Below are 25,552 nucleotides of genomic sequence, written 5' to 3' on the forward strand. Positions count from 1 at the left end.
ACACGGCCCCGCGATCAGGTCACGCCGAACGCAGGTCGCCGTCGAAGACCTTGTCCAGGAAGTTCTCCAGGTTGACGGTGGTCCTCGCGATCCGCTCCTCCATGGTGAGCGTCTCCTCGAACCGCACGCCGACCTCCGACCGCTTGATGTCCCGCATGTAGAGGGAGCAGGCGAGGTCGGCGCAGATGTAGGTGCCGACCGTGTTGCCCTGGCGGCCCGCGGCGCCGACCCTGGGCGCGACGAACAGGGCGACTCCGCTGCCGGAGTGGGGGGTCACGCAGATCGAGCACACGGTGCTCTTGGTGAAACTCCTGCGCACATCCTGCGCGACGCGCAGGGTGACGCCGACGAGCTCGCCCTGCCGCTCGGCGACCACGTAGCCCCGGTCGGGGGCGCCGGGATCACGCCAGCCGAGGAAGTCGAGGTCGGCCCAGGGGAACTCGGGCAGGCTCCTGGGCAGGTTGATCCTGCTCGCCTCCCCCTTGGAGCAGTTGACGAAGGCTCTGCGTATCTCTTTCTCGCCGACCGGATTCATCATTCACCTACCGTTACCACGATCATCGGAAAATCTCCCCGCGCCCCGCCTCCGTCGGCGCCGCGCTCGGCGCCTCCACCGGCCGCGAGTGGTCAGGTCATGGGCGACCAAGACAGGTTAGGCCAGTGCGCCGACCGATCGGACCAGGTCAGGCCTGGATGGGCAGGCCGGGGCAGGGCTCGGCCGAGCCGAGGTGCTCTCGGCTCTTCGGGCAGCGGCCAGTGTCTCAGCACGTCCCGGAGGACGTCGAGGGATTTTTCCTCGGCTCGGCGGCCGAAAGGCGACGGGAAAGAGACGACGGCCGGTCCCCATGGGGGCCGGCCACCGCTTCAACGGTCCTGACTCGGACGAGGTGTTCCGTTCCCCGAGGGAACCTCATGCCGTTGTCGGCCCTCGCCGAACAGCGGCCGTCAACGCGCTGAGCCCCGGTAAATCCAGCGCGGACGAGAACAGCATTCGGCATAGGCTGAGGTCAAGGAAACCTCGAAGCTTCCAGGGTGCTGTTAGGGCGGGTGGATGCGAACGATCCTCTTACAAGCCGAAGGCTCTGGCGCCGAACCGGCCGTCATCGAGCTTGCTCCAGGCCACGAGATCACTTTTGGTCGCGGGACGGCGAGTGTCCCCGTCGACTTTCCACTGGATCATCCGGAGATCTCCAGGCGGGCCGGGGTCATCCATGCCATGGAGGATTACTGGCTGCTCACCAACCTCAGCCGTAATTCCACCCTGGTCGTGGAGAATCCCGAAGGCGGAGGGGAGTTCCTCAAGGTGGCTCCGCGGCGGGTCGCGGCGCCCGTGCCGTTCGAGTTCGCCCGCGTGGTGCTTCCGGTGGCGGGCGGCGCCTGTTCCTTCCTGGTGTTCGCCTCGCAGCACAGTTTCATCGACCCCGACACACCCGAGAGTCTGACGGTCGGCGAGCCGACGATCTCCAGCTTCTCCCTGGACGAGACGGCGAAATACTTCCTCGTGCTGGTCGCGCTCTGCGAACCGCGCCTTCGCGACTGCGCCTCCTCGGTCATCCCGACAGTGCCGGAGGTGTTGGAGCTGCTGCGCGAGGTGCCCGGCTGCGAGGGGCTGACCCGCGCGGCGGTCAACTTCCACATCGACTATCTGGCACGTAAGAAACTGCGCGTCAAACCGTCGGCCGGTTCGCGCAAGGCCGACTGGCAACGCGCCGCGCTGGTCTCCGTCGCGCTGCGCTTCGATCTGGTGCGGGAGGAGCACCTGCAGCGACTGAGCCTGTGATCACGGCTGACGCCCGGCGCCCCCTCCGCCCGATCACGGCTGATGCCCTCTCCGCGCGATCACGGACGCCCCCTCCGCCCGATCACGGCTGACGTCCGACGCCTTTCCACGCGATCACGGCTGACGCCCGCGGCGCCCCTCCACGCGATCACGGCTGGTATTCGGCCCGGTGCTTCCGCACCCGTTCGACGAACGACCGGAACCGTTCGGGAACCCCGTTCTCCCTGCGGATCACCTCGTCGGAGGAGCGGAAGGCCGCGGCTCCCAGGAGGCCTGGATCTCCGGGCACCCCGGCCAGCAGGGGGAGACGTACGCACAGATAGCGGCCGACGGCGGGGATGGTGTCCTCCGGCGACAGGGGCGGGGTGAGAATGACGCCTCGGCGGTCGGCGGGCAGGTAGTACTGCAGCACCGACGGCGTCCAGCGCGCGAGGCCGTACTCGTCTTTCTCCACGTCGTGCAGTCGCGCGTCGAAGCCGCTCTCCGTCTTCAGTATCGCGGCGACCAGCGCCGGGCTCAGGCCCGGTTCGTCGCACATGGTGCCGGCTTCGACGATCAGGGCGCGATACTGCCGGGGAATGTCGGAATCGGCACGCAACCAGCGCCCGAACGGATCGGCCACGGACGCGTCGACCATCCCGGCCCCCGACGCGCCGGCCAGTACCAGAAAGGCCGCGGTCACCATCCCCGCCAACCGGATGCCCGTGCGCCGCGGCGGGGCCTCGGTGGTACCGGCCAGCACCCGCGCCCGGTAGAGCTGGCGGGCCGCACTGGGCCGGAGCCTCGCGTCAGGGGCGAGGCAGTCACTCACCCAGGAACGCCAGGTCTCGGGAAGCGAGACCGGGAGCGTCAGGGGGCGCTCGCCTGCCGCGTACTCGACGGCGGCGACGTAGCGCGCGCGGGCGGTCGGGGCGCTGAAGGGAAGATGGCCGGTGAGCAGCTGGCACGCCATCACGCCCAGCGCCCAGACGTCGGCCGAGAAGCGCACGGCGTGTCCCCGTTCGGTCACGGGCTCGCCCCAGCGTTCGGGAGGCACGTGGTCCACCGAGCCCATCGGGGGAAGATAGCCGTGGGTCCCGTCTATCTCGGTGGTCAGGCCGAAGTCGGCGAGACGTATCGAACCGTCGGCCATCATGAGCACGTTGTTGGGCTTGAGATCTCCATGCACCCATTTCTCGGCGTGCATGTACGCTATTCCCTCGCAGATCTCGGCGATCAGCCTCGGCGCGTCGGGAACGGGTTCCCCCGCTCGAATCAGATCGGCGAGCGACCGTTCCGCCAGGTCCATCACCAGAACACACGCGCCATCGAGATCGGGATTCTCCTGGTCGTCGACGACAAGCGTTTCGTGTAATCGAATCAGCCGGGAATGCTGGAGCCTGCTGTGCAGCCGTATTTCCCGCTGTGTCATTTCCATGAGATGTTTCAACTGCCGTCGGGTGACCGTCCCCGTCGGCAGAAACTTCAATGCCGAGGGCGTCGGGTCCTCCCCGTCCCGAACCCCCACATAGACGCTCCCCCAACTCCCCGTGGCGACGGGCCTGCCGACCCGCCATTCACCGACGCGATATCCTCGGGGAACATCGACCGCCCACCCCGTGTTGTCCATCGGTCTCCGCCCCCTTTGTCATCCTTCGATCGGAATCATCTCAGCAGGGTTCCTCGAATCGTTCGCCGGAATCATCGGCGCACAGTCCCTCGAATCGTTCATTGGTTTCACGTCGCGTAAATCGATGTTCTTTGCGAGCATCCTCCGCCGGGCTTTCCGCGGTGATCATAACAGGCGACTCGGGGTCGTTCCCCGTCCCGGATAACAGGCGCCCCGGGATCGCCCCCGCCCCGAATGCCGAGCGGCTCGGAATCACCTCCCGCATCGAACGGCGGGCGAACCGAAAACCCCCTCGCGTCACCGGCGTCGAAAGCCGATGATGAACGGGTGCCCGCCACCTCCCCCTCCGCCCCGCGCACCCCAGGCACGACCGCACCGGCCGCCCCCTTCGCCGGGCGGCCCGTCGGCGCGGTCGCGCTCGCCGCGTTCGCCGTGCTGCTGGTCGCGAGCCCACGCTACGGCTACCACCGGGACGAGCTGTACTTCCGGATGCTGGGCGAACACCCCGCCCTCGGATACTTCGACACCCCGCCGCTCACCCCGCTGATCGCGCGGGCCTCGGTCGCCGTGTTCGGCGACACCGTGGTCGCCCTGCGCGTCGTTCCCGCCCTGATCGCGTCGCTCACCGTCGTCCTGGTCGCCCTCCTGGCCCGGGAGCTCGGCGGCGACCGCGGGACGCAGATCGTCGCCGCGGCGGGAATCGCCACCACGAGCCTGCTTCTGATCGGCGGGCACTCCCTGCTCACCCTGGGTGTCGATCTTCCGTTCTGGGTCGCGGCGGCGCTTTTCGCCGTACGGGCGCTGCGTGGCGACGGCCGCTGGTGGCTCGCTGTGGGCGCCGTCGCGGGGGTGGCGACGTACAACCGGCAGCTGATCGTGTTGTTCCTGGTCAGCCTGGGGGTGGGGGTCTTGGTGGCGGGGCCGCGCGACGTGCTGCGGGAGCGTGGGCTCTGGCTCGGCGCGCTGCTCGCGCTCGTGATCGCCGCGCCCAACCTGGTCTACCAGGCGACCCACGGCTGGCCGCAGCTGGTGATGGCCGGGGCGCTGGAGGCGGACGAGGGCGCCGACAACCGTCTCGCCTTCCTGCCTCTGCAGCTCCTGCTGCTCGGCCCGCCGCAGGCGGTCCTCCAGGTGGTCGGCGCCGTACGGCTGTGGCGAGAACCCCGCCTGCGCTGCCTCGCCCTCGCCTATCCACTGGCCTGCGCGCTGACGCTCTACTCCGGCGGGCGCCCCGACTACGTGGCGGGCCTGCTCGTGCTGCTCTTCGCGGCGGGGTGCGGCCCGGTCGTCCGGTGGATGTCCTCAGGCGGGGGGCGGCGCGTACTGGTCGTCGGCGCGCTCGCGGTCAACGCGGTCACCTCCGTCGTCATCGCGCTGCCGGTGATCCCTCCCTCGGCCCTGGAGGGCACCCCGGTCGCCGGGATCAACGAGGTGGCGCGCGAGTCGATCGGATGGCCGGAGTTCGCCGCGCGGGTCGCGGCGGTGGTCGACGGGCTCACGCCCGAGGAGCGCGCACGGGCCGTGCTCCTCACCGACAACTACGGCGAGGCCGGGGCGCTGGACCGCTACGCCGACCGGTACGGCCTTCCCGAGGTCCACAGCGGGCACAACGAGCTCTACTGGCGCGGCCCGCCGCCCGCGTCCGCCCGGGTCGCCGTGGTGGTGACCGACTCCCCCGGCGGCTACGCCCGCGCGTTCACCGCCTGCGAGGAGCGCGGCAGGATCGACAACGGCGTCGGCCTGTCCAACGAGGAGCAGAACCTGCCCGTCCTCGTCTGCCGTGACCCGCTGCTGCCCTGGCCGCGACTCTGGCCCGAGATGCGGCACCACAGCTGACCTCCCCGGCGGCGAACCGGCCGTCTTTCCTGTGGCTCGGGTCCTCCAGGTTTCCCGGGGCTCGGGTCCTCCGGACGGGCTCACCGAGCGGGCAGGGTGAGCCCGCGTTCGGCGAGGGCCTCGCGTAGCAGGCGGATCGCCCTGGGACCCACGCCGTGCAACCGCAGAAGATCCTTCTCGGTCGTGGCGGCCACCTGGGCGAGCGTCGTGTAACCGGCCGCGGCGAGAGCCCGGCCCGCGGGACGTCCGATGCCGGCGGGGATGTCGGTGGGAACGTCGCCCTGGCCTGGGGTCGTCATGGCGTCTCCTCGGGGGAACGAACGCCGGTCACCCGGCGACGCGGGAGAACGCCGCGCCGTGGGAGCCCGGCATGCTGGGGACCCCGTGCCGTGGAAACCCGCGGCACGGTGGCGCGAGTTTGGCATGCTCCTACGACAAAACCGGCGAGGCGCGTACCGGGCGTCGAGTGATCACGAGCGTTGAACGATCGCGGGCATCCGGCGACCTTGGAGGAACCGTTCCCACGGAACCGGGCGCGTCGGAGCTCCTCGGGGATCCCGGCGTCGGCGGCGAGGTCCGCGCCGGGATTCCGGGTCAGGCAGTGATCATGAAAGCGAGTCCGAGCAGCACTACGACGGGGATCACCCAGACCACGGCCTCGATCGCGAACTCCTTGTACACGGTGAGCTTCTCCCTCTGGACGCTTGGCCCCTTTTAGGCACTGCCTGACATGAAGACGACGATGCGCAGCATATGCGCATCGGGAGATGTCCTCACATCCGGGCCGACCGACCCCCGCGACGAGGCGCGGCAAACCGGGGCACGCCGTCTCGGGGGAGCGTCACAAGGCGTTATGACCCGGTGAGGGGGAGCGTCACAAGGCGTTGTGACCCGGCGAGAACGCGAAACACCGGCCAACGACCGGTCCGCGGGAATGCCGGACGCGGGTGGTCGTGCTGTCGTGGTCGAGAGATCCGCGATCACCCTGGGAGCCGTCATGACCGTTCGAGAGCTGCGCCTGGTCGTCACCGCCGACGACTACGACGAGGCGTTGCGCTTCTACCGCGACGTGCTCGGCCTGCCCGAGCGGGCCGCGTACTCCTCGCCCGACGGCCGGGTGACGATCCTGGAGGCGGGGCGGGCCACCCTGGAGATCGCCGACCCGTCGCAGGCGGAGTTCATCGACCGGGTCGAGGTGGGGCGGAGGGTGGCCGGGCACATCCGGGTGGCGTTCGAGGTGGACGACTCGCCCGCCGTCACCGCCGAGCTGGCCGGGGCCGGCGCCACGGTGATCGCCGAACCCGTCCGGACTCCGTGGAACTCGCTCAACTCCCGCCTTGAGGGTCCGGCCGGGCTCCAGCTCACGCTCTTCACCGAGCTGGGAGAGGCCCCCCCAGGAAGCCCGCTAAGGCCTGTCTGACAATTCAAAACGGCGGAGCCAGAGCATGACGGATGCCGGGGTGACGCCTGCGAGGTAGCGGATGGCGAGCTTGTCGAAGCGGGTGGCGATGGCTCGCCACTGCCTCGCCTCGTCGCGTCACGAGCGATTATCCAACCGCATCCACCGTGATCATTTGTCAGGCAGGCCTTGGTCGCGTCACCACTGTCGGGTTGATCAGTTCGTCCTGGTGCCCATGGCTGGTCCCCTGTTCATGGCCTGGGCAGCCCTCAGGCCGTCCCGGGCCGGTGATGAGTCAGACGGGGTCGATCGCGAGGTCGGTGACCTGGTCGTCCTTGATGCCGAACACGAACGCGAAGGACAGAGGCCCGCCGGGGAACTCACCGTCCCCGGAGGCCACCAGACGGTCGCCCGCGAACGAGGTCGGTGTGATCACGATCTTGGGGTTGATCAGGTGCCCCTGGATCCACTCGCGGATCTCGGCCTCGCCGGCGTAGGTCGTCCCGTCATCGCGCACGGTGGCCCCGTCGCCGAAGACCGCGGCCAGCGCGTTAGCGTCGTGCGCGTTGGTGGCCGCGATGAAGTTCTCGACAGCCTTGGGAAGGGTGATGTCGTCCATTTCTGCTCTCCGGTCTTCTCGGGTACCAGGACGCGGGCGCGTCCTGGCACGTCCCTGCAGCACCTCAGCAGCACAATGACGATGCGGGCGGCGACCCGCCGCACGCCGTGCAAGGCGGTGACCAGCTCGAGGTGCCGAGCAGGGGTCAAGTCGGCATAGACATGCGCGGGGCGCATACTGACGAAGGCTTCGTCGGGTCGGTCGTGTGGTAACTCACCCCACCCCGACGAGGCTCCTCACGTTCTGGCAACAGGCTTAGAAGTCCGCACCGCGCGAGAGCTTTTCGTTCGCGCGCAGCTCCGCGAGTGCGTTCTCGTGCATCGCAACAACGACGTCGTAGCCAGAGTTGCCGAGCACGATCCGTTGCGGCGGAACGGGTGCGTTCATCGCGCTGATCACGGCCTGCACTCCGCGTTCAGGGTCACCTTCTTGCTTGCCGTCATGTTCCACGAACGCCGCCTTGACGCCCTCGACCAGCGGCACGTAGGCGTCGACGGTCTCGTTGACGGGCTCGTTCTGGAAGCCGGCGAAAGCCTTGGTGCGGAACGCTCCCGGCTCTACGACGAGCACGCGCACACCGAACGGCTCAACTTCATGGCGCAGTGTCTCCGACAGTCCTTCGAGCGCGAACTTCGCCGCCGAGTAGTAGCCGAACCCCTGTGCGCCGACAAGGCCCGCCACCGACGACATGTTCACGATCCAGCCGTCGCCGCGTGCCCGCATACCAGGCAGGACCGCGCGTATCACCTCGACCACGGCGAACAGGTTGAGGTCGAACGTGCGGCGGATCGTCTCGTCGGGGGCCCCCTCGACCGAGCCGAACCAGCCACGGCCCGCGTTGTTGACGAGCACGTCGATCCCGCCGAACCGCTCCTCCGCCGTCTTGACCGCCGCACGCACCTGCTCGGCATCGGTGACATCGAGCTGGAGAACCAGCACACGGTCGCCGCGCGGTTCAGCCCATTCCTGCAGTTCAGAGGGCCGACGTGCTGTCACCACCACCTGATCGCCCTGTTTCAGTGCAGCCTCGGCATAGACCAGGCCGAACCCTCCGGGTGTCCCGCCAGTGACGAACCAAGTCCTCACGGACTTCTCCTTTCGCTATAGCGAGCAATGTAGCGCTATATAAGCTACTGTAGCAAGCATGCAGAACGCACGGGATCGACTCCTGCTCGTCGCGGCGGAGTTGCTGGAGAGCGGCGGCACGGTGTCCACGAGGGCGGTGTGCGAACGCGCCGGGGTGCAGGCCCCGACGCTGTACCACCACTTCGGCAGCAAGCAGGGCCTGATCGACGCCGTACTGAACCACGGCTTCACCCAGTACACCGTGGTCGAGAGCTCTGGCGACCCGCTGGACGACCTGCGCGAGGGCTGGGACAGGCACGTGCGGTTCGGGCTGGAGCACCCGTCGTTCTACGGGCTGCTTTACGGCCGCGCCGAGCCGGGAAAGCCCTGCGCCGTCACCGCTCCCGCGCACGCCGCGTTGCGCGAGCGGTTGACCGCCGCCGCCGCCCAGGGCCTGCTCAAGGTGCCGGCGGACGAAGCCGCCGAACAGGTGCTTGCCGCCAACGTCGGCATCACGCTCACCTTGATCAGCCAGCCGGAGCCGGACTTCAGGCTGTCCGGACGCGTCCGCGAGGCCGCGCTGGCCGGAGTCCTGCACACGCCCTCCGCCGACGCCCCCGCGACCCGTGCGAGCGCCGCACTGACGTTGCGTGCGCTGGTCGACAACGACCCGGGCGACCTCACCCCTGGCGAACGCGCGCTGCTCGGCGAGCTGCTGGACCGCCTGGCCCGCTAGAGCACGCGGTGTTCCTCGGAGGGGCCGCACGACCTCGTCGCTCGGAGCCGGGCAGAGCTCCGAGTGCGGCGCCGGGCGGGGCTCGGAACGCGGCGCCGCACGTGGGGCCGGGAGGAGCTCAGAGGACGGCGCCACCGGTGGCGTCGATGGTGGTGCCGGTGACCCAGCGGGCGTCGTCGGAGACGACGAAGGCGACGACGTCGGCGATGTCCTCCGCTACGCCGACCCTGCCGAGGGCCGTCAGTTCGGCCGCGTAACCCTCGGCTTCGAGGTTGCCCCGCAGCCAGCCCGCGTTCATGTCGGTGTCGGTGAGGCCCGGCGAGACCGAGTTCACCGTGATCCCGCGCGGACCGAGTTTCTTGGCCAGCGTCCGGTTCAGCGTTTCTATCGCCCCCTTCGTCGCGACGTAGGCGGCGATATCGGGGGAGGCGATCCTGGTCACACCGGAGCTGATGTTGACGATGCGCCCGCCGTCGCACAGGAGTGGCAGTGCCCGCTGGATGATGAAGAACGGCGCCCTGACGTTGACGGCGAACATCCTGTCGTACGCCTCGGGCGTGGTCTCCGCGATGCCCGCGCGAATGACGATCCCCGCATTGTTGACGAGGATGTCGAGCCCTTCCACCTCCTTCTCCAGGGCGGTGAAGAGCGTCTCCACGTCCCCCTCCACACCGAGCTCCGCCCTGACCGGGAAGGCCTCTCCCCCGGCCTCGGTGATCGCCGTCACGACGTCCTCCGCCGCCGCCTCGTCCCTGGCGTAGTGGACGGCCACCCGCACCTTCTCACGTCCGAGCCGCAGGGCGATCGCCCTGCCGATTCCCCTGCTCGCGCCCGTCACCAACGCGGTTCTCACATCGCCTCCCATTTTTAGCGATCGCTACAAAACGGAACCGTAGCAGGGTTTTTTAGCGATCGCTATACAATGCTCCGGTGAGCAGGAAACGAGCCTTCGACCGTGACGCCGCGCTGGACACGGCGATGCTGGAGTTCTGGCGGCACGGCTACGAGGCCACCTCCATCGCCTCCCTCACCACCGCGATGGGCATCCGGCCGCCCAGCCTGTACGCCGCCTTCGGCGACAAGCGACGCCTGTTCGACGAGGTCGTCGCGCGCTACCGAACGCATGACTTCGCCCCGGCGGCACTCGCCGAGGAGCCGACCGCGCGGGCGGCGATCGCCAGGATGCTGCGTCAGGCCGCGATCGACTACGCGGACCCCAGCCATCCGCCCGGCTGCCTGGTCATCAGTGCGGCGGTCAACGTCGGCCCGGAGTCGGCCGACGTGCGGGAGGCGATGCGCGAGATCAGGGAGGCCGCCAAGTCGGCGATCGCGGCACGCATCGCCTCGGACGTGGCGGCGGGCCTGCTACCCCAGGACACCGACGTCGGAGCCCTGGCCATGTTCTACGCGGCCACGATCCAGGGCATGTCCACCCAGTCCCGCGACGGCGCGACCCGGCAGGAGCTGGAACGGATCGCCGAGCTCGCGATGCTCGCCTGGCCCGGGGAACGGGAAGGGGAACGCGGCGGAGAGCGCCACGGGGAGCGGGAGGTCGAGCGGAAAGGGAAATAGGACGGGAAACGGGACAGCGAGCGAGCCGGGGAGCGGGCCGGCCCGCAGGACGGCCACCCGGACGTGGTCCGGGGTGGTCTCCCGGCCGGGTCACTCGCTCTTGACCGAGGTCTCCTCCGGCGCCGCGTCGCGGAGGGAGGTACGGAGCCAGCGGGTGCCGTACGGCTCCAGGGTGAACTTCACCCGGCCGTCGGCGGGCAGATCGAGGGTGCCGTCCACCAGCAGGTCGACCAGCTTGTCGCGGTCGCCGAGACCTTCGAGCACGAGATCCACCTTCGCCTCGCGGTCGGCGAAGTTGTGGACGGCGACCACGGTGCCGCGCTCGGCGTCGGCCCGGTGGGCCAGCACCGCCGTGTCACCGGCGTCCAGGATCTCGTACTTCCCCCAGGCCAGCTCGGGCGACTCCCGGTAGCGCTCGATCAGCAGCATGATCCACTTCAGCAGCGAGTCCGGGTCGCGGCGCTGGTCCTCGACGTTGACGTTGCGCGGGCCGAACTTGCCGGCGGGCGAGGAGACCTTGGTCTTCGGGTTGGGCGAGAAGCCGCCCTTCGCCGACCACTGCATCGGGACCCGGACCGCCATCCGGCCCCCGGCCTTCAGGTTCTCACCGAGGCCGATCTCCTCGCCGTAGAAGAGCACCGGTGTGCCCGGCAGGGAGAACAGCACGCTGTAGGCCAATTTGATCCGCCGCATGTCGCCGCCGAGCATCGGCGGAAGGCGACGGCGCAGGCCCCGGTCGTACAGCTGCATGTTCTTGTCGGGGCCGAAGGCCTCGAAGACCTCGTGCTTCTGTGCCTCGGTGAGCTTGTCCAGGGTCAGCTCGTCGTGGTTGCGGACGAACATCGCCCACTGGGAGTCGTCGGGCGGGTCCGGCCGGTCGCGCAGCGCGTCGGCGAGGGCTTCGGGGTTCTGGCGGGCCATCGACAGGTAGAAGCGCTGCATGGCGATGAAGTCGAAGCACATGGTGACCTCGTCGCCGTTCCCCGAGTCACCGAAGTACTTCAGCAACTCCGGGTAGGGCAGGTTCACCTCGCCCAGCAGGATCGAGGAGCCGTCGCGGCGGTTCATGAAGGCGCGCAGGTCGGCGAGGAACTCGTGCGGGTCACCGCTGATCTCCTCGATCAGGAACGGCACCGCGTCCACCCGGAAGCCCGACAGGCCGAGTTCCATCCAGAACCCCACGATGCGCGCGATCTCGTCGCGGACCTGCGGGTTCGCCGTGTTCAGGTCGGGCTGGGTCTTGTAGAAGCTGTGGTAGTAGTACTGGCCGGTCTTCTTGTCCAGCTCCCAGAGGCTGTCCTCCTTGTCGGGGAAGACGATCGCCTTGGGATCGACGGGGTCGGGCTCGTCCTGCCAGATGTACCAGTCGCGCTTGGCGGAGTCGCGGCTGGAGCGGGCCTCCTTGAACCAGGGGTGCTCGTCGGAGGTGTGGTTGACCACCAGGTCGGCGATCACCCGCATCCCCCGGTCCCTGGCGGTGCGCATGAACTCCACGAAGTCGCCAAGGGTGCCCAGACGGGGATCGATCGAGTAGAAGTCGCTGACGTCGTAACCGTCGTCGCGGCTGGGCGTGGCGTAGAACGGCATCAGCCAGATGCAGGTCACCCCGAGCCGGTCCAGATGGTCGATCTCCTGGGTGAGGCCCCGGAAATCACCGATGCCGTCACCGTTCCCGTCCTTGTAGGTCTCCACGTCCAGGCAGTAGACGACGGCGTTCTTCCACCACAGATCAGCTGTATAGGTGAGGCGCATGCGTCCGCACTACCCTCCCTTGACCTTTTTATGAGACAACGCCGACACTGGGTCGACGTCGATGAGATCCCGGGGCCTCCGACACGTTACGGTGGATGGAATGGCCAGGAGGAGATCATGCGACAGCTGAGGCGCGGCGCGCCCTTCGGCTGGCTGCTCGCTCTCCTGCTGCCGATGCTCGTCTCCGGAGGGCTGAGCGGGGGCGGCGCCGCCGCCGTCCTCCTGCGACACTCCACCGTCGCCCAGGTCTCCGGCGAGCATCAGCGGCCCTCCCGCCCGGTCTCCGACGTCGGGCACAGGAACGCCCTCGCCTCCGGCCTCTCCGTCGCGGGGATCGGCCTGCTGGGTGGCGGGGGCGGCCATCCGCTCGCGACCCCGCCGTCCGACCTCCGGCACCTCTCCCTGGCCACCGGCCTGGGCACGCGCCCGGCCCGCGACGACGACACCCGTCCGCTCGCGGCCCTGCTCGTCAGGCCGGGGCGCGCACCCCCCGCCTCCACCGTCGGCTGAATCGTCCCGGAGCCCCTCCGGGCCTTTCGCCGTACCCGGAGAACGCCTTTCCTTCCCCCAAGAGCCGGAAGGCCGCCTTTTCGAAGGTCGTCCTTCCGGAGGCCGTCGCGCCTGGAAAGCGCTGCTCCCGTACGCGAGACATGCCGACGTCCACGAAAAGGCACCTCCGGCATTCCCGAGGACAATTTCCCAGCCTGTGGAGGCTTCCATGTCGCGTGCCCCGCTGGTACGCGCGGTGGCGGCGTTCGCCGTCATCGCCACCTCCCTGTTCATCGCCTTAACCATGTCGCCGCGCCTCGGTCTCGACCTGCGCGGCGGCACCCAGCTCGTACTGGAGACCCAGGACTCACCGACCGTCAAGGCCGACGCGGCGGCCACCGACCGCACCCTTGAGGTGCTCCGCCGCCGGGCCGACGGCCTGGGCGTCGCGGACGCGCCGCTGGCCCGCTCCGGCGAGCGGCGCATCATCGTGGAACTGCCGGGCGTGCAGGACCCGACCAAGGCCGCCGAGGTCATCGGCAAGACCGCGCAGCTCACCTTCCACCCCGTCATCGCCGTCCCCAACCCCGCCGACGAGACCAAGCCCAAGGACGGCGAGCTGATCCTGCCCGACGAGGACGGCAGCCCGCTGCACGTGGGACCGGCCGCGCTCACCGGTGACGGCGTCAGCGACGCCCAGGCGGGGATCGACGCCCAGCAGGGCAGCGGCTGGTTCGTCACCGTCGACTTCCGCGACAACGGACGGGCGGAGTGGGCCGAGCTGACCGGCCAGGCCGCCTGCAACCAGCCGGGCGACCCCAAGCGCAGGGTCGCCATCGTGCTCGACTCCAAGGTGATCGTCTCACCCCAGGTGAACGAGAGCGTGGGCTGCAACGTCGGCCTGGCCGGAGGTTCCACCCAGATCACCGGCACCTTCACCGCGGAGGAGGCCGCGGACCTCGCTCTGCTGATCAAGGGCGGCTCGCTGCCGGTGCCCGTCGAGATCGTCGAGCAGCGGACCGTCGGCCCGACGCTCGGCGCCGCCGCGATCACCGCCAGCGCCCAGGCCGCGGTCATCGGCATCGTGCTCACCGCGCTGTTCATCATCGTGATCTACCGGCTGGTGGGCCTCATCGCCGCCTTCGCCCTCGCCTGCTACGCGCTGATCTCGTACGCGGCGCTCGTGGGGCTCGGCGCCACACTCACCCTGCCGGGGCTGGCGGGCTTCGTGCTCGCGATCGGCATGGCGGTCGACGCCAACGTGCTGGTCTTCGAGCGGGCCCGGGAGGAGTACGAGGCGGAGCCGGGGCTGCGGGGCTCGCTGGAGAAGGGCTTCCGCAACGCCTGGAGCGCGGTGGCCGACTCCAACATCACCACGCTGCTCGCCGCCGGGCTGCTGTTCTTCCTGGCGTCCGGACCGGTACGCGGTTTCGGCGTCACGCTGAGCATCGGCGTGATCGCCTCGCTGATCACCGCGATGGTCATCACCCGCGTCATAGCCCAGTGGGCGGTGTCCTTCCAGGGCGTGGCCGCACGGCCCGGGATGACCGGCCTGTCCAGCATCGGCCGCGTCCGCACCTGGCTGAACACGCACAAGCCGGACCTGATGGGCCGCCGCGCACTGTATCTCCTGGTCACGTGCGTGCTGGTGGCCGCCTCCGTGGCGGGAGTGGCGGTGCGGGGGATCAACTTCGGCGTGGAGTTCACCGGGGGCAGGCTCGTGGAGTACTCCTCGAGCACCCCGATGACCGCCGACGCCGCCCGCGCGCTCGTCAGCGAGGCCGGGTTCCCCAACGCGGTGGTGCAGACCTCCGGCGATGACATCTCCGTAAGGACCGGACAGATCAGCCCCGCCGAGGTGGTGCGGATCGAGAACGCGCTGGAGAGCCAGGGTGCGCAGGTCACCAAGGAGCGTGACGAGCTCATCGGGCCGAGCCTCGGGGACGAGCTGCGCCGCAACGCGCTGATCGCGCTGGGGGTCGCGCTCGCCGCGCAGCTCGCCTATCTCGCCTTCCGGTTCCGCTGGACGTTCGGGCTGGCGGCGGTGCTCGCCCTCGCCGCCGACGCGGCGATCGTGATCGGCGCGTTCGCGTGGATGGGCAAGCCGGTGGACGGGGTGTTCCTCGCCTCGATGCTCACCGTGATCGGCTACTCGGTCAACGACAAGGTGGTGGTCTTCGACCGGGTCCGCGAGCTGTGGGGAGCGCACCCGAAGGCCTCGTTCGCCGAGGTGACGAACACCTCGATCCTGCAGACGGTCCCCCGTACGGTCAACACCGGCCTGGGCGCGCTGTTCATCCTGGCCGCGCTCGCGGTGCTCGGCGGTGACTCGCTCACCGACTTCGCGGTGGCGCTGCTGATCGGAATCGTCGTCGGCACGCTCTCCTCCGCGCTGGTCGCGGGGCCGCTCGCCATCGAGCTGGAGAAGCGCAGCCCCGGCACTCCGCCCTCGCCCAAGCGGAAGGGGCCGAAACGGGCTCGTGAGGGTTCGGGCGCGGTGGTCTGACAACGGCGATCCGACAGCGGCATACCTGACAGCGGCAACCCGACCGGGACGATCCGACCGAAGCAGACGGCGGAGGCCGGGGAACGGCGGCCGGAGGATGGAGGCCAGGCGGCGGTCCGAGCACGGTGCTCGGACCGCCGCCCTCTTTTTCCCGTTAATCCTACAAATTAAGGGTGAATTTATACACAAAACTATTTCCATCTGCGGCTAAAGGCGGAACTCCCCGGCGAGCAGAGGTATTCGGCAGGGGCACAACCCTGTTGCGACACCTTTGGCCGTCAAAACGATGCCGGTCACGAAAACGGGGAGAAAGTATGAGTCACGCGGTGAAGATGAGCCCTCAGATGCAGAAGTGCATCGATGCCTGCATGGAGAGCCACAGCCGTTGCGAGCAGACCATGTCCTACTGCCTGAGGCAGGGGGGTCAGCACGCCGACATGGCGATGATGGCCCCGCTCATGGACTGCTCCGACATAACCCGTATGTGCGCGGACATGATGATGCGCCAGTCGCCGATGGCGATGGAGATGGCCGCGATGTGCGCGAAGGTCGCGAGCAAGTGCGCCGAGGCGTGCATGTCCATGAACGGCGACGCGATGCTGAAGGAGTGCGCCAACGCCTGCCGGGCATGCGCCGAGGCGTGCCAGGCCATGGCCGGCGCACGGGCCTGAACCTTCCCCCCTGCCCTTACCGGGCCGTCCAACATCGACATCCGCATCACCCGCGCGGCGATGTCCGTACCGGCGCCCATACCTGCGTCCACGCCGCAGGTATGACGCCGTCGGAACGCGGGACGACGTGAGGGGACGCGGTCTCGAAGGGGGCGCCGCCGATCGAATCGGCGGCGCCCCCTTTCCGCGTGAATACTCCGCTTTCCAGCGGAAGACGCGCCTCGAATCCCGCTAGTGTGCTTGGCGTCTGATTTCCCTGCTGCCGAAGGCGGATGCAATCGTGGCGGACGACTACGCGACAACTTTCAAGATCGTTGATGTTGACGGTGACGGCCTCATCTCGATCCCCGAACTGACGAGACTCATGGAGGTGCTCGGCCAGCCGATCACCCCGGAGGCGGCCGCGGCGGCCGTCGCCAGGATCGACCAGGACGGCGACGGCCTCATCTCCCTGGAGGAGTTCGCCGACTACCTCGCCCAGACCCGGCCGAGCTGACCTTTCACCCCCGATCCGAACACCTCACCGAACCGACCTGAGCACTCGGGCCCGCCCCGGACGCCTCAGGCCGAGTCGGCCCCGGCGTCCCGGAGCCGATCCGGGCACCGGACCCCGGATCGGCCGCGAACCGGATCCGATCGAGGCCCCCACCCCACCCGGGCAGGGGCACCCCGATCGGATCCGGTCCCGCCGTTTCCACCCCCGCCCTCCCGTCTCACCCCGGCCCTCCCCCCTCGGCCCCGCGCCGGCCTTCCCCCCGCCTTCACCGCCGTTCCCGCCGCCGACCCGGTGGCATGTTGACGCGCCATTGACCGGGCAATAACTTTGGGTAGTCATATGAGCGCAAGGCGTAGCGAAGGCTCGGATTGACGTGTGAGCACCGATGTTCCCGAGTGGTTTTCGCACGCCCATCCCTTTCCAGAAGGTGATCTCGCGTCTCACGCGTGAGGTCGTCCGGTCGCCACGATCCGCGCTTCCGCTCGCTTCCCGTCACATCCCGGCCCAAAAAGTGATCCGGCGGCTCTCGCCCGACCGCCTCAAGAGCCGGCCCTCCCGGGAAGCCTCACAGAGGAAGAAGGCAGAAACAGTAGATGAGGAGCGCATCCAGCGGCAGCGCGGGGAGTGCGCCGCATGACTCGCGTGGGGCCAGGCATCCGGTGACCATCATGGCCGAGCAGATGACCGATCTCTTCCTCGACCTCGGTTACCACGTCGTCGAGGGGCCCGAGGTCGAGGCCGAGTGGTTCGCCTTCGACGCCCTCAACATGGACGACGGCCACCCCGCCCGCGCCCCAGAACGCGCCTTCCACATCGAGAACCCCGCGGGACCCGGCCGGAGGTCGGGCCTCCTGCTGCGTACGCACACCTCACCGGTGCAGGTGAGGGCGATGCTCGGCACGCCCCCGCCCCTCCGGGTGATCTGCACGGGCCGCGTCTTCCGCCCCGAGGCGGCCGACGTCACCCACAGCCCGGTGTTCAACCAGGTCGAGGGCCTCGCCGTCGACCTGGGCCTCACCATGGTCGACCTGAAGAAGACCCTCGACCACTTCGCCGTCTCCATGTTCGGCAGGGGCACGGCGACCCGGCTCCGCGCCCGCCGGTTCGCCTACGCCGACCCGTCGGCCGAGGTGGACGTGGAGTGCGCCGTCTGCCGTGACCTCCCGAAGGAGGACCCGGCGAGAGCTCTCCGGGGAGACGCCCCTTCGGATCCGTGCGGGACGTGCGGTGGAGAGGGATGGATCGGGTGGGGCGGGTGCGGCATGGTCCATCCCCGGGTGCTGACCGCCTGCGGTATCGACCCGCACAGATACGGCGCCTTCGCCTTCGGCATGGGCATCGAACGCACGCTGATGCTCCGGCACGGACTGAAGGACATGCGCGACGTCGTCGACGGCGACATCCGCTTTCCCCTCCAGATGGACGGGTTCGCCCCCGGCAGGTCGCGGCCCATGCTCCTTCCCCTGGACAGGGTCACGAACACGGCGATGACGCGGGCCGTTCCCGCCGCGCGGGCCGTGCCCGACATGGAGATCATCCCGTTGGCGCGCGGCGGGCACCGCGCCGGGAGCACCCGAAGACGGGAGGCCGGTGGAGGGCTGCCCCCGTCACAGGACCTGCGGCGGCGGATCGGGCACGCGCTGGCGAGAGCGGGATACGTCGAGACGCCCGGTTTTCCGTTCGTCTGCGATGCCGCCTGGGACGCCTTCGGCCTGGCACCCGACGATCCGCGCCGCGCCACACTCACGCTCACGAACCCGATCAGCCCGCACGAGCCGTCGCTGCGCACCACGCTTCTCCCCGGACTGCTCACGACGCTCGGCCTGAACCTCAAACGGGGAAACCTCGCCCCCGCGCTCTTCGAGCAGGGAGTGGTCTTCGCCCCCCTCACGAGCGACGCCCCTCCGCCTCGCCCCCGCGCGGACCGCCGCCCCACCGGCGCCCAGCTCGACGCGCTGGCGGCCGCGATCCCCGCCCAGCCCAGGCACCTCGCCGCCGCCCTCACCGGCGAGTCGTCGTGGGCCCGCGCGGTCGACGCCGCGCGTACGGCGGCGCACGTCATGGGGGCCGGGCTGGTCACCCGGCCCACCGAGTACGCGCCCTGGCTGCCGGGACGCTGCCTGGAGCTCCTCGTCGGCGAGGCCGTGCTGGGCCATGCGGGCCAGCTGCGCCTCGGTACGGTTCAGGCGCTGGGCCTGCCTCCCGGGACGAGCGCGATGGAGATCGACCTCACCGCCATGGAGCATCTCGCCGATCTCGGGAGAACGTGACGCGGGAAAGGGCCGCGACGCGTCAGGCGGTCTTGAGATAGATCTGGCCGAAGACCTCGGAGAGCTTCTTGAGGTCGGCGGCCATGTCCGTCTCGGGGTTGGCCGGGTTGTAGACGGCGGCGAGGCGGCGCTGGATCGGGGCGAGCTTCTTCATCTGGTCCCAGGCGGTCAGCCTCTTCGTGGTGCCCTGGGCGTCCTGGACGCTCGTCCACACGTTCACCTGCTGGGCGGCGTTGTCCTTGACGGGCACCGAGAGCCGGGAGACGACCTTCTCCGCGGTCACCTCGCCGACGATCCCGGTCTCCTCTGCGGCGACCTGGGCGAGAACGTCCCACGACCGGGCGCGGACCTGGATCCACTGGTTGAGGTGGGCCTGCTCGGCGTTGATCTTCCAGGTGTCGTAGCCGCCGTACAGCAGGCCGGTGTCCAGGGAGATCTGGTCGACGCGGCCCGCGATCAGGGGAGACTCGATCTTCTCGGGGGCGAGCAGCGGGTACCGCTTGCGCATCTCGGCCTTGCAGGTGTCGTTCGCGCCGCAGGCGAGCTCGGGCACCACCGTGTGGATGCCCAGCCGCTTGCCGGGCGCGGCCTGGCGGAGGGCGTCGGAGGCCGCGGTGACGAACGCGGCGACCTCCTCGTTCGTGGTGAAGGTGGTGTTGTAGCCCAGCTGGGAGGTGAACCGGATGCCCGCGACCTCGGGGCGCGCGGCCAGCGCGCCGATGCGCTTGACGGCGGCGGTGAAGGCCTCGGTGCCGGCCTTCCAGTCGTCGGCCAGTTCGGTGTCGATCCAGACCCTCAGCTGCAGGGCCTTCGCCGCGGTGATCGCTTGGCCGGCGGGGGTGAGCGCCGCGGCCGCGACCGCGGGGTCCTGGACGTTCTTGGCGGTGGAGGTGCCGGTCTGTTCGGCTCTGGAGGGCGTGCCGTCGCCGCCCTCACCGTGTCCGTCGACCGAGCACGGCTGCCCTTCCTCGCACTCGGGAAGGCCGCCCTCTCCGGCCCCTTCGGGGAAGGGGGAGTTCTCGTCGCCCTCGGCACCGCCACCGGGCGGCTCCGGGCAGACCGAGCCGGCGGCCGAGCAGTCGATGAACTTGCCGTCGCTCGGGGTCGCCTCCTTGAGGTTGGCGTTGTCGTCGGCCCCCCAGAACAGCGCGACCCCGAGGGCCTCTTCTGGCTTGGCCAGCCAGTGGCAGACGACGTAGGCCGGGGTGTCGGGTCCCATCGTGTCGTTACAGCTGCGGGGATCGTCCTGCGAGTACGCGGCCGCGGGGGTCATGACACCGACGAGCGCGAGCGTGGCGCCCGTGGCGAGGGCTCGGCGCAGTGTAAGTCGCATGATCTGAACTCCCCGGCAAACTGGACAAAACGATCGACCCGCACTTTACCCAGATCACGGTGGACCCGACAGCCCCGGTCAGGGAATCATCAGCATTCCGATATATCCCGTCGAACCCATACCAGCCATCACACCGGGCACCCCCGTCGCACCCGCATGGACCGATCCCGGCCTCGCGCGGCGGACCGTCCCCGCGAGAGGACCTGGGCATTACGGCTAGCGGGAATGCCCGGAGCCCGGTGGCATGGGGTGCCGAACGGAGGCTGCCAGCGCAGACGACGGACGACGGACCGGGTAATGATGATGACGTGGGTAACTGTCCAGAGCTGGAGGACTCCCCCGGCCGTCAGGCCGTGGGTGAGAGACTCCACCGCCGTCGACGAAAGAGCACTCCTCGACGCATACCGAAACGGACTCTCATGTCGCCGCCTGCCAAGAATCTGAGCAACGGATTCCACGGCCTTCCAGGGGCAGATGAGATCATGCATCTCGCACTGGCGACCGGCAATCTGTTGAACCGGCTGGAAAGCGCCAGAAGCAGAATCGATCACTCGCTGACCCAGCAGCGCCGCTTCGTGTCCGACGCCTCGCACGAGCTTTTCACACCGATCGCCGGGCTTCGGACACTCCTGGAAGAAGCACGGCTACACCCCGACGAGACGGAGCTGGACGAGCTTCTGGACGACGCGCTGGAGGGCGTCGGCCGACTCCAGACGATCGTCACCGACCTGCTGGTGCTGGCCAAGGTGGGGGCGAACACACCTGACTCGTTCGTCAACGTGGATCTGGCGGAAATGGTCCGCGCCGCGGTCTCGCGGCATGGAAAGGGCGTCCCCGTACGGCTGCGGCTCGTCCCCGGTGTGCGGGCGAACGTCGTCGACGTGGAGATCACCCGCCTCTTCACCAATCTCCTGGACAACGCCCAGCGCCACGCCAGGCACGCGGTGCTGGTCGAGGTGCGCAGGAAGGGCCGGTACGGCGAACTCGCCGTGGCCGACGACGGTGACGGCATCGCCGCCGCCGACCGTGAAAGGATCTTCGAGCGATTCACCCGCCTGGACACGGCACGCTGCCGCAGCCGGGGAGGCACCGGACTCGGCCTCACGATCGCCCGTGACATCGCCACGGCTCATCGGGGGACCATCGACGTGGAGGACTCCGCCATGGGCGGCGCGCGTTTCGTCCTCCGCCTTCCGCTCGCCGATCACCAGGCGTCCGAACACCTCTGACGCCGGGCCCGATCTCTCTCTCCGCCCGTCGTCGGCGAGCCGCGATCGCCCTTCGGCACCGTCACGAAGGCACCGTCACGAAGGCGTTGTCACCACCGGCGCCGTCACAAAGGCGCCGTCACGAAGGCGCCGTCACGAAGGCGCCGTCACGAAGGCGCCGTCACCACCGGCACCGTCACCGAGAGCGATGTTCCCTCCCCCTCCGTACTCACGACCTTCAGCTTGCCGCCGAGCGTCTCGACACGGTCCCTGAGCCCGATGAGCCCCGACCCCTTGCCGTAGTCGGCTCCCCCGCTTCCGTTGTCGCGGACCGAGAGCCGGACGCCCGATCCGTTCATGTCCAGCGTGACGTACACCACGGAGGCGTTCGCGTGCTTCACCACGTTGGTGAGCGCCTCCGCCGCCGTGTAGTAGACGGCCGCTTCGACGCGCTCCGGCAGGCGCGGGACGGAGGCGAGTTCGAGATCGACGGGAACGGCGGAGCGGCGCGCGAGCGTCTTCAGCGCGGGCACGAGCCCGCCCTTCGAGAGGATCGCCGGGTGGATACCGCGTGAGAGCTCCTGCAGATCGTTCACGACCCCGGTCAGCCCGTGGACCGTGTGGGAGATCTGTTTCCTCAGCTCCGTCATCGACGGTGGCACGCATGCCTCCATGGCGCGTAGTTCGAGTCCGAGCGAGACCAGGCGCTGCTGGGCTCCGTCGTGCAGGTCGCGCTCGATGCGGCGGCGGGTCTCGTCGGAGGCGGCGACGACCCGGGCGCGGGAGGCGGCGAGATCGGCGCGGTTCTGGGCTTTCATGATGGCCGTACCGACCAGTTCGGCGAAGTCCGCCAGGCGTTCCTCCATCTCCTCGAACTTCGTTTGCGAGGTGGTGGAGAAGATGAGCAGTCCGCCCCACAGGCTCCCGTCGACGATCACGGGAGCACCCATCCCCGCGACGATCCCTCCCGCCTTCGACCACCGCGCGATCGCCCCGTCGCCCTGCACGTAATCGGTCCTTCGTGCCGGACGCCCCGTCCTCAGCATGATGGCCGTGAGGCTCACCTCGTCGAGCGGCCACTCCGAGCCGATGGGCAGCGTCTTGTCCAGGCAGTCCTGCCGGCTCCACGAGCCCACCACCGTCACGTGGCCGGGGTCGTAGCGAGTGATCGCCGCGTGCTCCGCCTCCATGAGGGAACCGACCTCGAAGGCGACCGCGCTGAACAGCTCCGTCGAGGAGATGCCCTGCGCCGCGAGTGTCGCGACGCGCCGCAGCGCCATCTGCTCCTCGGCGATCCGGCGGAGCTTGTCGCGGTTCGCCGCCAGGGCGATCCCGGTGTTCTCGCGATCACGGGCCGCCAGCAGCAGCGCCTCCAGGGAGGGCACCATCCGCTCACGCAGGCGCCTTCGTACGGCCTCGGGAAGGCGGGCGGGCAGGAGCAGCGTGCCGGTCCTGACGTCGTTCTCGGTGAGCGGTATCGCCTCTCCCCCCTCCTCCGCGGGCACCTCCCCGAGCCGGATCTCCACGTTCGGCGCCTCCATAACCTCCGCCAGCAGACGTGAGGACGCCGGCAGCGCCGCCCGCAGATTCTCCGCGCGCAGCAGGATGTGGGCCAGTCGTGTGGAGAGGTCCGCCTCGCGACGACGCTGCTCCGCCCGGATGCCCAGTGAGCGCGCCAGTGCCGCGATCGCGCTGGTCGCCAGCGCGACGACGATGAAGATCGGGAGCGGGGCCCAGAGCCAGCGTGTCTCGAGCGAGAGGGTCCCCGGGGGCGGAAGGTTGAAGTAGTCGAAGGCGGCGGCGCTGGCGACCACGCTCACCAGCCCGAGCCCCAGCCCCCACTCCAGCGAGATCAGCAGAATGCCGAGAAGATAGATCCCTCCCAGGGAAATGCCCGGAGCCATGCTCTCCAGGAGAAGAGACAGCAGGGCTCCCGCCGCGACACTCAGGACGACACAGATGATCCCCGCCGAAAGGGGTGGACGCTTTGTGCGCAGCAGCAACGACAGCAGCCGTTCCGGCATAGAGACTAAGATACTCGCATGTCAGAGGGGGGTTGACGGCTCCTGTCCGGCCGAATTCCGGTCTGGCGGCGCATGGACGGCCACCCGGAGTGACAAAGGAATGAATCCTTTGATCTCGCGTGACCATTTTTGTAACAACAATGCGGCGGGAAACAGCGGGGAAGGGGGCGAGAGCGGTGAGTGAGGACCGCATAAGAATAGCGCTGGCGGACGACGACGTGCTTTTCCGCGAGGGGATGGCGAGCCTCATGTCGCGGTCGGGCCTGGAGGTCGTCGGCCAGGCCGGGGACGCGGAGGGGATCCTCGCCCTCGTCCGGTCGCACCGGCCCGATCTCGTCATTCTCGACATCCGGATGCCCCCGACCCACACCAACGAGGGCCTTGACGCGGCGCGGGTGATCCGCGAGGAGTTTCCCGAGACGGGGATCCTCCTGCTGTCGGCGCACATCGAGGTGGAGGAGGCGATGGAGCTTCTCGCGACGGGGCATCGGGTCGGCTACCTGCTCAAGAGCCGGGTCACCGGCGTGGAGGACTTCGTGGAGACTCTTGAGCGCATCGCCCAGGGCGGCTCGGTCGTCGATCCGAGCCTCGTGAAGGAGCTCATCAGGTCCCATCGCAGGGACGACCCGCTGGGACTTCTCACGACGCGTGAGATGGAGGTCCTGTCCCTGATGGCGGAGGGACGCTCCAATTCCGGCATCGCACACAAACTCTGGATCACCGAAGGGACGGTCGAGAAGCACGTGCACAGCATCCTGTCCAGGATGCAGATCCCGGGGACGGAGGACGACCATCGCCGCGTTCTCGCCGTGCTGACCTTCCTCGACTCCCGCTGAGCGACGATCGAGAGGACGTCGGCCACGAAAGCACGACGTCACCGGTGAGAATCCCCCTTCCTACCCGGCCTCCTGGAGGATCTCGCGAATCGCCGCCCCGGAAAGGGCGGATTTCGAGAGGAACGCGACGGCGGGACTGCCCGCGATCATCTCCTCGAAATCCCTTTCCTCGTACGTCGAGATCAGGATGACGTGCGGAGGGCGACGGTGACCGTCCACGAGCCGCTGGGCCACCTCGAAGCCGTTCTCCTCACCGAGATCGATGTCGACGAGCGCGACGTCCGGCCGGGCGTCGTCGACCTGCCGGAGGGCGTCGTCGCTCGCCGCGGCCATGCCGACCACGGCGATCCCCTCCCCCTCGAGCAGCGCGCGGGCGGCGCAGCGGAAGTGATCGTTGTCATCGACGATGAGACAGCGTATGGCCACGATTCAAGGATTCCAGGAAGGCGGCTTCCTGGCATTGCAGCTAGCGGGAAAACCGGATAGAGGAGTGCTTCTACGGTCCACCGGCTTCTGCCGCCCGCCGGAGCCCACCCCCGCGGGAGCCACCGGCCCGCACCGGAGCGGGCCGGACATGCCTGCTCGGCCGCCTCCGCGTCGCTCCACCGGCCCGCACCGGAGCGAGGTTCCCGGCAGGAGGGCATCCCGAATACCAAGCGATAATCGGGACATGCTTCCAGCCCAGTGGGCCTCCTAGATGCCGGCCGAATCCTCGCAGACCCTGGAGCGCGGCCTGCGCCTGCTGCGCCTGCTCGCCGACGGACGGCGGGGGCACACCCCCACGGAGCTGGCGGCGGAGCTGGAGCTGAGCCGCCCGGCGGTGTACCGGCTGCTCACCAGCCTCCAGAACGAGGGCTTCGTCCGCAGGGACGGCGGCGGACGCGTCCACCTGGGCTTCGGGGTCCTCGTCCTGGCCCGCGCGGTGCAACCGCTGCTGCGGGAGGGCGCCCTCCCCGCCCTGCGCGGGCTGGCCGAGGAGGTGGGGGCGACCGCGCACCTCACGGTGGCCGAAGGCGACGACGGCCTCGCCGTGGCGGTGGTCGAACCCTCCTGGACGAACATGCACGTCGCCTACCGCGAGGGCTCCCGCCACCCGCTGAGCCGGGGTGCGGCGGGACTGGCCATCCTCGCCCTGCGCGAGGGCCGCACCGGCTATCTGCTCTCCGAGGGCCAGCTCCAGGAGGGGGCGAGAGGCATCGCCGCCCCGGTGGCCGGTCTCCCCTGGCTGGAGGCGTCGGTGGGCGTGGTCGCCTTCACCCGGCTCGATCCGGACACCGTGGGGCCCCGGGTCGTCGCCGCCGCCGAGGAGCTGTCCGCCTCGCTGACCTGAGGTTTCCTCATCGCAGATCAG

At 69.3% G+C, this 25,552-nt stretch carries 23 protein-coding genes; 13 read left to right on the plus strand and 10 right to left on the minus strand.

Annotated elements, in window-relative coordinates; translation table 11 throughout:
* Positions 1-19: 19 nt before the first annotated feature.
* Positions 20-538: an FBP domain-containing protein gene (locus ACFY3D_RS15760; protein ID WP_389979954.1), complete on the minus strand. Its 519-nt coding sequence runs from the start codon at positions 536-538 to the stop codon at positions 20-22.
* Between the two features lie 678 nt (positions 539-1,216).
* Here ACFY3D_RS15760 and ACFY3D_RS15765 point away from each other — a divergent pair.
* Positions 1,217-1,780 (plus strand): hypothetical protein, encoded by a 564-nt coding sequence (locus tag ACFY3D_RS15765; RefSeq protein ID WP_389979957.1) that lies wholly within the window; start codon positions 1,217-1,219, stop codon positions 1,778-1,780.
* A 148-nt stretch (positions 1,781-1,928) separates the two neighbouring features.
* Here ACFY3D_RS15765 and ACFY3D_RS15770 read toward each other — a convergent pair whose 3' ends face one another.
* Positions 1,929-3,389, minus strand: coding sequence for a protein kinase (locus tag ACFY3D_RS15770; RefSeq protein ID WP_389979960.1), 1,461 nt, complete (start codon positions 3,387-3,389; stop codon positions 1,929-1,931).
* Positions 3,390-3,716: 327 nt separating this feature from the next.
* Between ACFY3D_RS15770 and ACFY3D_RS15775 the strand changes: the two genes are divergently transcribed.
* Positions 3,717-5,225, plus strand: a complete 1,509-nt coding sequence (locus ACFY3D_RS15775) for a glycosyltransferase family 39 protein (RefSeq protein ID WP_389979963.1) — start codon at positions 3,717-3,719, stop codon at positions 5,223-5,225.
* Between the two features lie 80 nt (positions 5,226-5,305).
* On the opposite strand, the gene ACFY3D_RS15780 is transcribed toward ACFY3D_RS15775, so the two are convergent.
* Positions 5,306-5,524, minus strand: coding sequence for a helix-hairpin-helix domain-containing protein (locus tag ACFY3D_RS15780; protein ID WP_350945699.1), 219 nt, complete (start codon positions 5,522-5,524; stop codon positions 5,306-5,308).
* Positions 5,525-6,222: 698 nt separating this feature from the next.
* On the opposite strand from ACFY3D_RS15780, the gene ACFY3D_RS15785 reads away from it, so the two are divergent.
* Entirely contained in the window at positions 6,223-6,645 is a 423-nt protein-coding gene (locus ACFY3D_RS15785) for a VOC family protein (RefSeq protein WP_389979966.1), read from the plus strand.
* A gap of 274 nt (positions 6,646-6,919) precedes the next feature.
* Here ACFY3D_RS15785 and ACFY3D_RS15790 read toward each other — a convergent pair whose 3' ends face one another.
* Positions 6,920-7,243: a nuclear transport factor 2 family protein gene (locus tag ACFY3D_RS15790; RefSeq protein ID WP_354842435.1), complete on the minus strand. Its 324-nt coding sequence runs from the start codon at positions 7,241-7,243 to the stop codon at positions 6,920-6,922.
* Positions 7,244-7,498: 255 nt separating this feature from the next.
* Positions 7,499-8,329: an SDR family NAD(P)-dependent oxidoreductase gene (locus tag ACFY3D_RS15795; protein ID WP_389979969.1), complete on the minus strand. Its 831-nt coding sequence runs from the start codon at positions 8,327-8,329 to the stop codon at positions 7,499-7,501.
* A gap of 58 nt (positions 8,330-8,387) precedes the next feature.
* Between ACFY3D_RS15795 and ACFY3D_RS15800 the strand changes: the two genes are divergently transcribed.
* Positions 8,388-9,044 (plus strand): TetR/AcrR family transcriptional regulator, encoded by a 657-nt coding sequence (locus ACFY3D_RS15800; protein ID WP_389979972.1) that lies wholly within the window; start codon positions 8,388-8,390, stop codon positions 9,042-9,044.
* Positions 9,045-9,162: 118 nt separating this feature from the next.
* On the opposite strand, the gene ACFY3D_RS15805 is transcribed toward ACFY3D_RS15800, so the two are convergent.
* On the minus strand, positions 9,163-9,897 hold the full coding sequence (locus ACFY3D_RS15805; RefSeq protein WP_389979975.1) for an SDR family oxidoreductase: 735 nt from the start codon (positions 9,895-9,897) through the stop codon (positions 9,163-9,165).
* A gap of 77 nt (positions 9,898-9,974) precedes the next feature.
* Here ACFY3D_RS15805 and ACFY3D_RS15810 point away from each other — a divergent pair, with 77 nt between their 5' ends.
* The gene (locus ACFY3D_RS15810) at positions 9,975-10,616 is read left to right on the plus strand and encodes a TetR/AcrR family transcriptional regulator (protein WP_389979978.1); all 642 of its coding nucleotides are present in this window, start codon (positions 9,975-9,977) and stop codon (positions 10,614-10,616) included.
* A 90-nt stretch (positions 10,617-10,706) separates the two neighbouring features.
* On the opposite strand, the gene ACFY3D_RS15815 is transcribed toward ACFY3D_RS15810, so the two are convergent.
* Positions 10,707-12,368 (minus strand): alpha-amylase family protein, encoded by a 1,662-nt coding sequence (locus tag ACFY3D_RS15815; RefSeq protein ID WP_389979981.1) that lies wholly within the window; start codon positions 12,366-12,368, stop codon positions 10,707-10,709.
* 117 nt (positions 12,369-12,485) lie between these two features.
* Between ACFY3D_RS15815 and ACFY3D_RS15820 the strand changes: the two genes are divergently transcribed.
* The 5 genes from ACFY3D_RS15820 (at position 12,486) to ACFY3D_RS15840 (ending at position 18,800) form a co-directional block, all read left to right on the plus strand.
* Positions 12,486-12,878: a hypothetical protein gene (locus ACFY3D_RS15820; protein ID WP_389979984.1), complete on the plus strand. Its 393-nt coding sequence runs from the start codon at positions 12,486-12,488 to the stop codon at positions 12,876-12,878.
* 208 nt (positions 12,879-13,086) lie between these two features.
* A complete protein-coding gene (gene secD / locus ACFY3D_RS15825) occupies positions 13,087-15,363 on the plus strand; it encodes a protein translocase subunit SecD (RefSeq protein WP_389979989.1) in 2,277 nt (758 codons plus the stop codon).
* Positions 15,364-15,677: 314 nt separating this feature from the next.
* Positions 15,678-16,034 carry a four-helix bundle copper-binding protein gene (locus ACFY3D_RS15830; RefSeq protein ID WP_350945704.1) on the plus strand — a complete coding sequence of 119 codons (357 nt, stop codon included), beginning with the start codon at positions 15,678-15,680 and terminating at the stop codon, positions 16,032-16,034.
* Positions 16,035-16,314: 280 nt separating this feature from the next.
* Entirely contained in the window at positions 16,315-16,530 is a 216-nt protein-coding gene (locus tag ACFY3D_RS15835; RefSeq protein ID WP_350945705.1) for an EF-hand domain-containing protein, read from the plus strand.
* Positions 16,531-17,123: 593 nt separating this feature from the next.
* A complete protein-coding gene (locus tag ACFY3D_RS15840; protein ID WP_389979993.1) occupies positions 17,124-18,800 on the plus strand; it encodes a hypothetical protein in 1,677 nt (558 codons plus the stop codon).
* 22 nt (positions 18,801-18,822) lie between these two features.
* On the opposite strand, the gene ACFY3D_RS15845 is transcribed toward ACFY3D_RS15840, so the two are convergent.
* Complete coding sequence (locus tag ACFY3D_RS15845) at positions 18,823-20,133, minus strand: hypothetical protein (RefSeq protein ID WP_389979996.1); 1,311 nt, start codon at positions 20,131-20,133, stop codon at positions 18,823-18,825.
* Positions 20,134-20,615: 482 nt separating this feature from the next.
* Here ACFY3D_RS15845 and ACFY3D_RS15850 point away from each other — a divergent pair, with 482 nt between their 5' ends.
* Positions 20,616-21,362: a sensor histidine kinase gene (locus ACFY3D_RS15850; RefSeq protein ID WP_389979999.1), complete on the plus strand. Its 747-nt coding sequence runs from the start codon at positions 20,616-20,618 to the stop codon at positions 21,360-21,362.
* 146 nt (positions 21,363-21,508) lie between these two features.
* Here the strand turns inward: ACFY3D_RS15850 and ACFY3D_RS15855 are convergent, their stop codons facing one another.
* Positions 21,509-23,365, minus strand: coding sequence for a DUF4118 domain-containing protein (locus tag ACFY3D_RS15855; protein WP_389980002.1), 1,857 nt, complete (start codon positions 23,363-23,365; stop codon positions 21,509-21,511).
* 176 nt (positions 23,366-23,541) lie between these two features.
* On the opposite strand from ACFY3D_RS15855, the gene ACFY3D_RS15860 reads away from it, so the two are divergent.
* A complete protein-coding gene (locus ACFY3D_RS15860; RefSeq protein WP_389980005.1) occupies positions 23,542-24,201 on the plus strand; it encodes a response regulator in 660 nt (219 codons plus the stop codon).
* Positions 24,202-24,261: 60 nt separating this feature from the next.
* Here the strand turns inward: ACFY3D_RS15860 and ACFY3D_RS15865 are convergent, their stop codons facing one another.
* Positions 24,262-24,627, minus strand: coding sequence for a LytR/AlgR family response regulator transcription factor (locus tag ACFY3D_RS15865; RefSeq protein WP_389980008.1), 366 nt, complete (start codon positions 24,625-24,627; stop codon positions 24,262-24,264).
* A gap of 271 nt (positions 24,628-24,898) precedes the next feature.
* Here ACFY3D_RS15865 and ACFY3D_RS15870 point away from each other — a divergent pair, with 271 nt between their 5' ends.
* The gene (locus ACFY3D_RS15870; protein ID WP_362520472.1) at positions 24,899-25,531 is read left to right on the plus strand and encodes a helix-turn-helix domain-containing protein; all 633 of its coding nucleotides are present in this window, start codon (positions 24,899-24,901) and stop codon (positions 25,529-25,531) included.
* The last annotated feature ends 21 nt before the right edge of the window (positions 25,532-25,552 follow it).

Source organism: Streptosporangium sp. NPDC000509 (assembly GCF_042898365.1).
In the GTDB taxonomy this organism is placed as follows: domain Bacteria; phylum Actinomycetota; class Actinomycetes; order Streptosporangiales; family Streptosporangiaceae; genus Streptosporangium.

Bases quoted from the DNA above. Each gene is read 5' to 3' on its own strand.
- ACFY3D_RS15785 (WP_389979966.1), top strand. From the start codon at position 6,223: ATGACCGTTCGAGAGCTGCGCCTGGTCGTCACCGCCGACGACTACGAC.
- secD (WP_389979989.1), top strand. From the start codon at position 13,087: ATGTCGCGTGCCCCGCTGGTACGCGCGGTGGCGGCGTTCGCCGTCATC.
- ACFY3D_RS15870 (WP_362520472.1), top strand. From the start codon at position 24,899: ATGCCGGCCGAATCCTCGCAGACCCTGGAGCGCGGCCTGCGCCTGCTG.
- ACFY3D_RS15790 (WP_354842435.1), bottom strand. From the start codon at position 7,243: ATGGACGACATCACCCTTCCCAAGGCTGTCGAGAACTTCATCGCGGCC.
- ACFY3D_RS15815 (WP_389979981.1), bottom strand. From the start codon at position 12,368: ATGCGCCTCACCTATACAGCTGATCTGTGGTGGAAGAACGCCGTCGTC.
- ACFY3D_RS15855 (WP_389980002.1), bottom strand. From the start codon at position 23,365: ATGCCGGAACGGCTGCTGTCGTTGCTGCTGCGCACAAAGCGTCCACCC.
- ACFY3D_RS15770 (WP_389979960.1), bottom strand. From the start codon at position 3,389: ATGGACAACACGGGGTGGGCGGTCGATGTTCCCCGAGGATATCGCGTC.
- ACFY3D_RS15820 (WP_389979984.1), top strand. From the start codon at position 12,486: ATGCGACAGCTGAGGCGCGGCGCGCCCTTCGGCTGGCTGCTCGCTCTC.
- ACFY3D_RS15845 (WP_389979996.1), bottom strand. From the start codon at position 20,133: ATGCGACTTACACTGCGCCGAGCCCTCGCCACGGGCGCCACGCTCGCG.
- ACFY3D_RS15850 (WP_389979999.1), top strand. From the start codon at position 20,616: ATGCATCTCGCACTGGCGACCGGCAATCTGTTGAACCGGCTGGAAAGC.
- ACFY3D_RS15830 (WP_350945704.1), top strand. From the start codon at position 15,678: ATGAGTCACGCGGTGAAGATGAGCCCTCAGATGCAGAAGTGCATCGAT.
- ACFY3D_RS15760 (WP_389979954.1), bottom strand. From the start codon at position 538: ATGATGAATCCGGTCGGCGAGAAAGAGATACGCAGAGCCTTCGTCAAC.
- ACFY3D_RS15765 (WP_389979957.1), top strand. From the start codon at position 1,217: ATGGAGGATTACTGGCTGCTCACCAACCTCAGCCGTAATTCCACCCTG.
- ACFY3D_RS15800 (WP_389979972.1), top strand. From the start codon at position 8,388: ATGCAGAACGCACGGGATCGACTCCTGCTCGTCGCGGCGGAGTTGCTG.
- ACFY3D_RS15780 (WP_350945699.1), bottom strand. From the start codon at position 5,524: ATGACGACCCCAGGCCAGGGCGACGTTCCCACCGACATCCCCGCCGGC.
- ACFY3D_RS15840 (WP_389979993.1), top strand. From the start codon at position 17,124: ATGAGGAGCGCATCCAGCGGCAGCGCGGGGAGTGCGCCGCATGACTCG.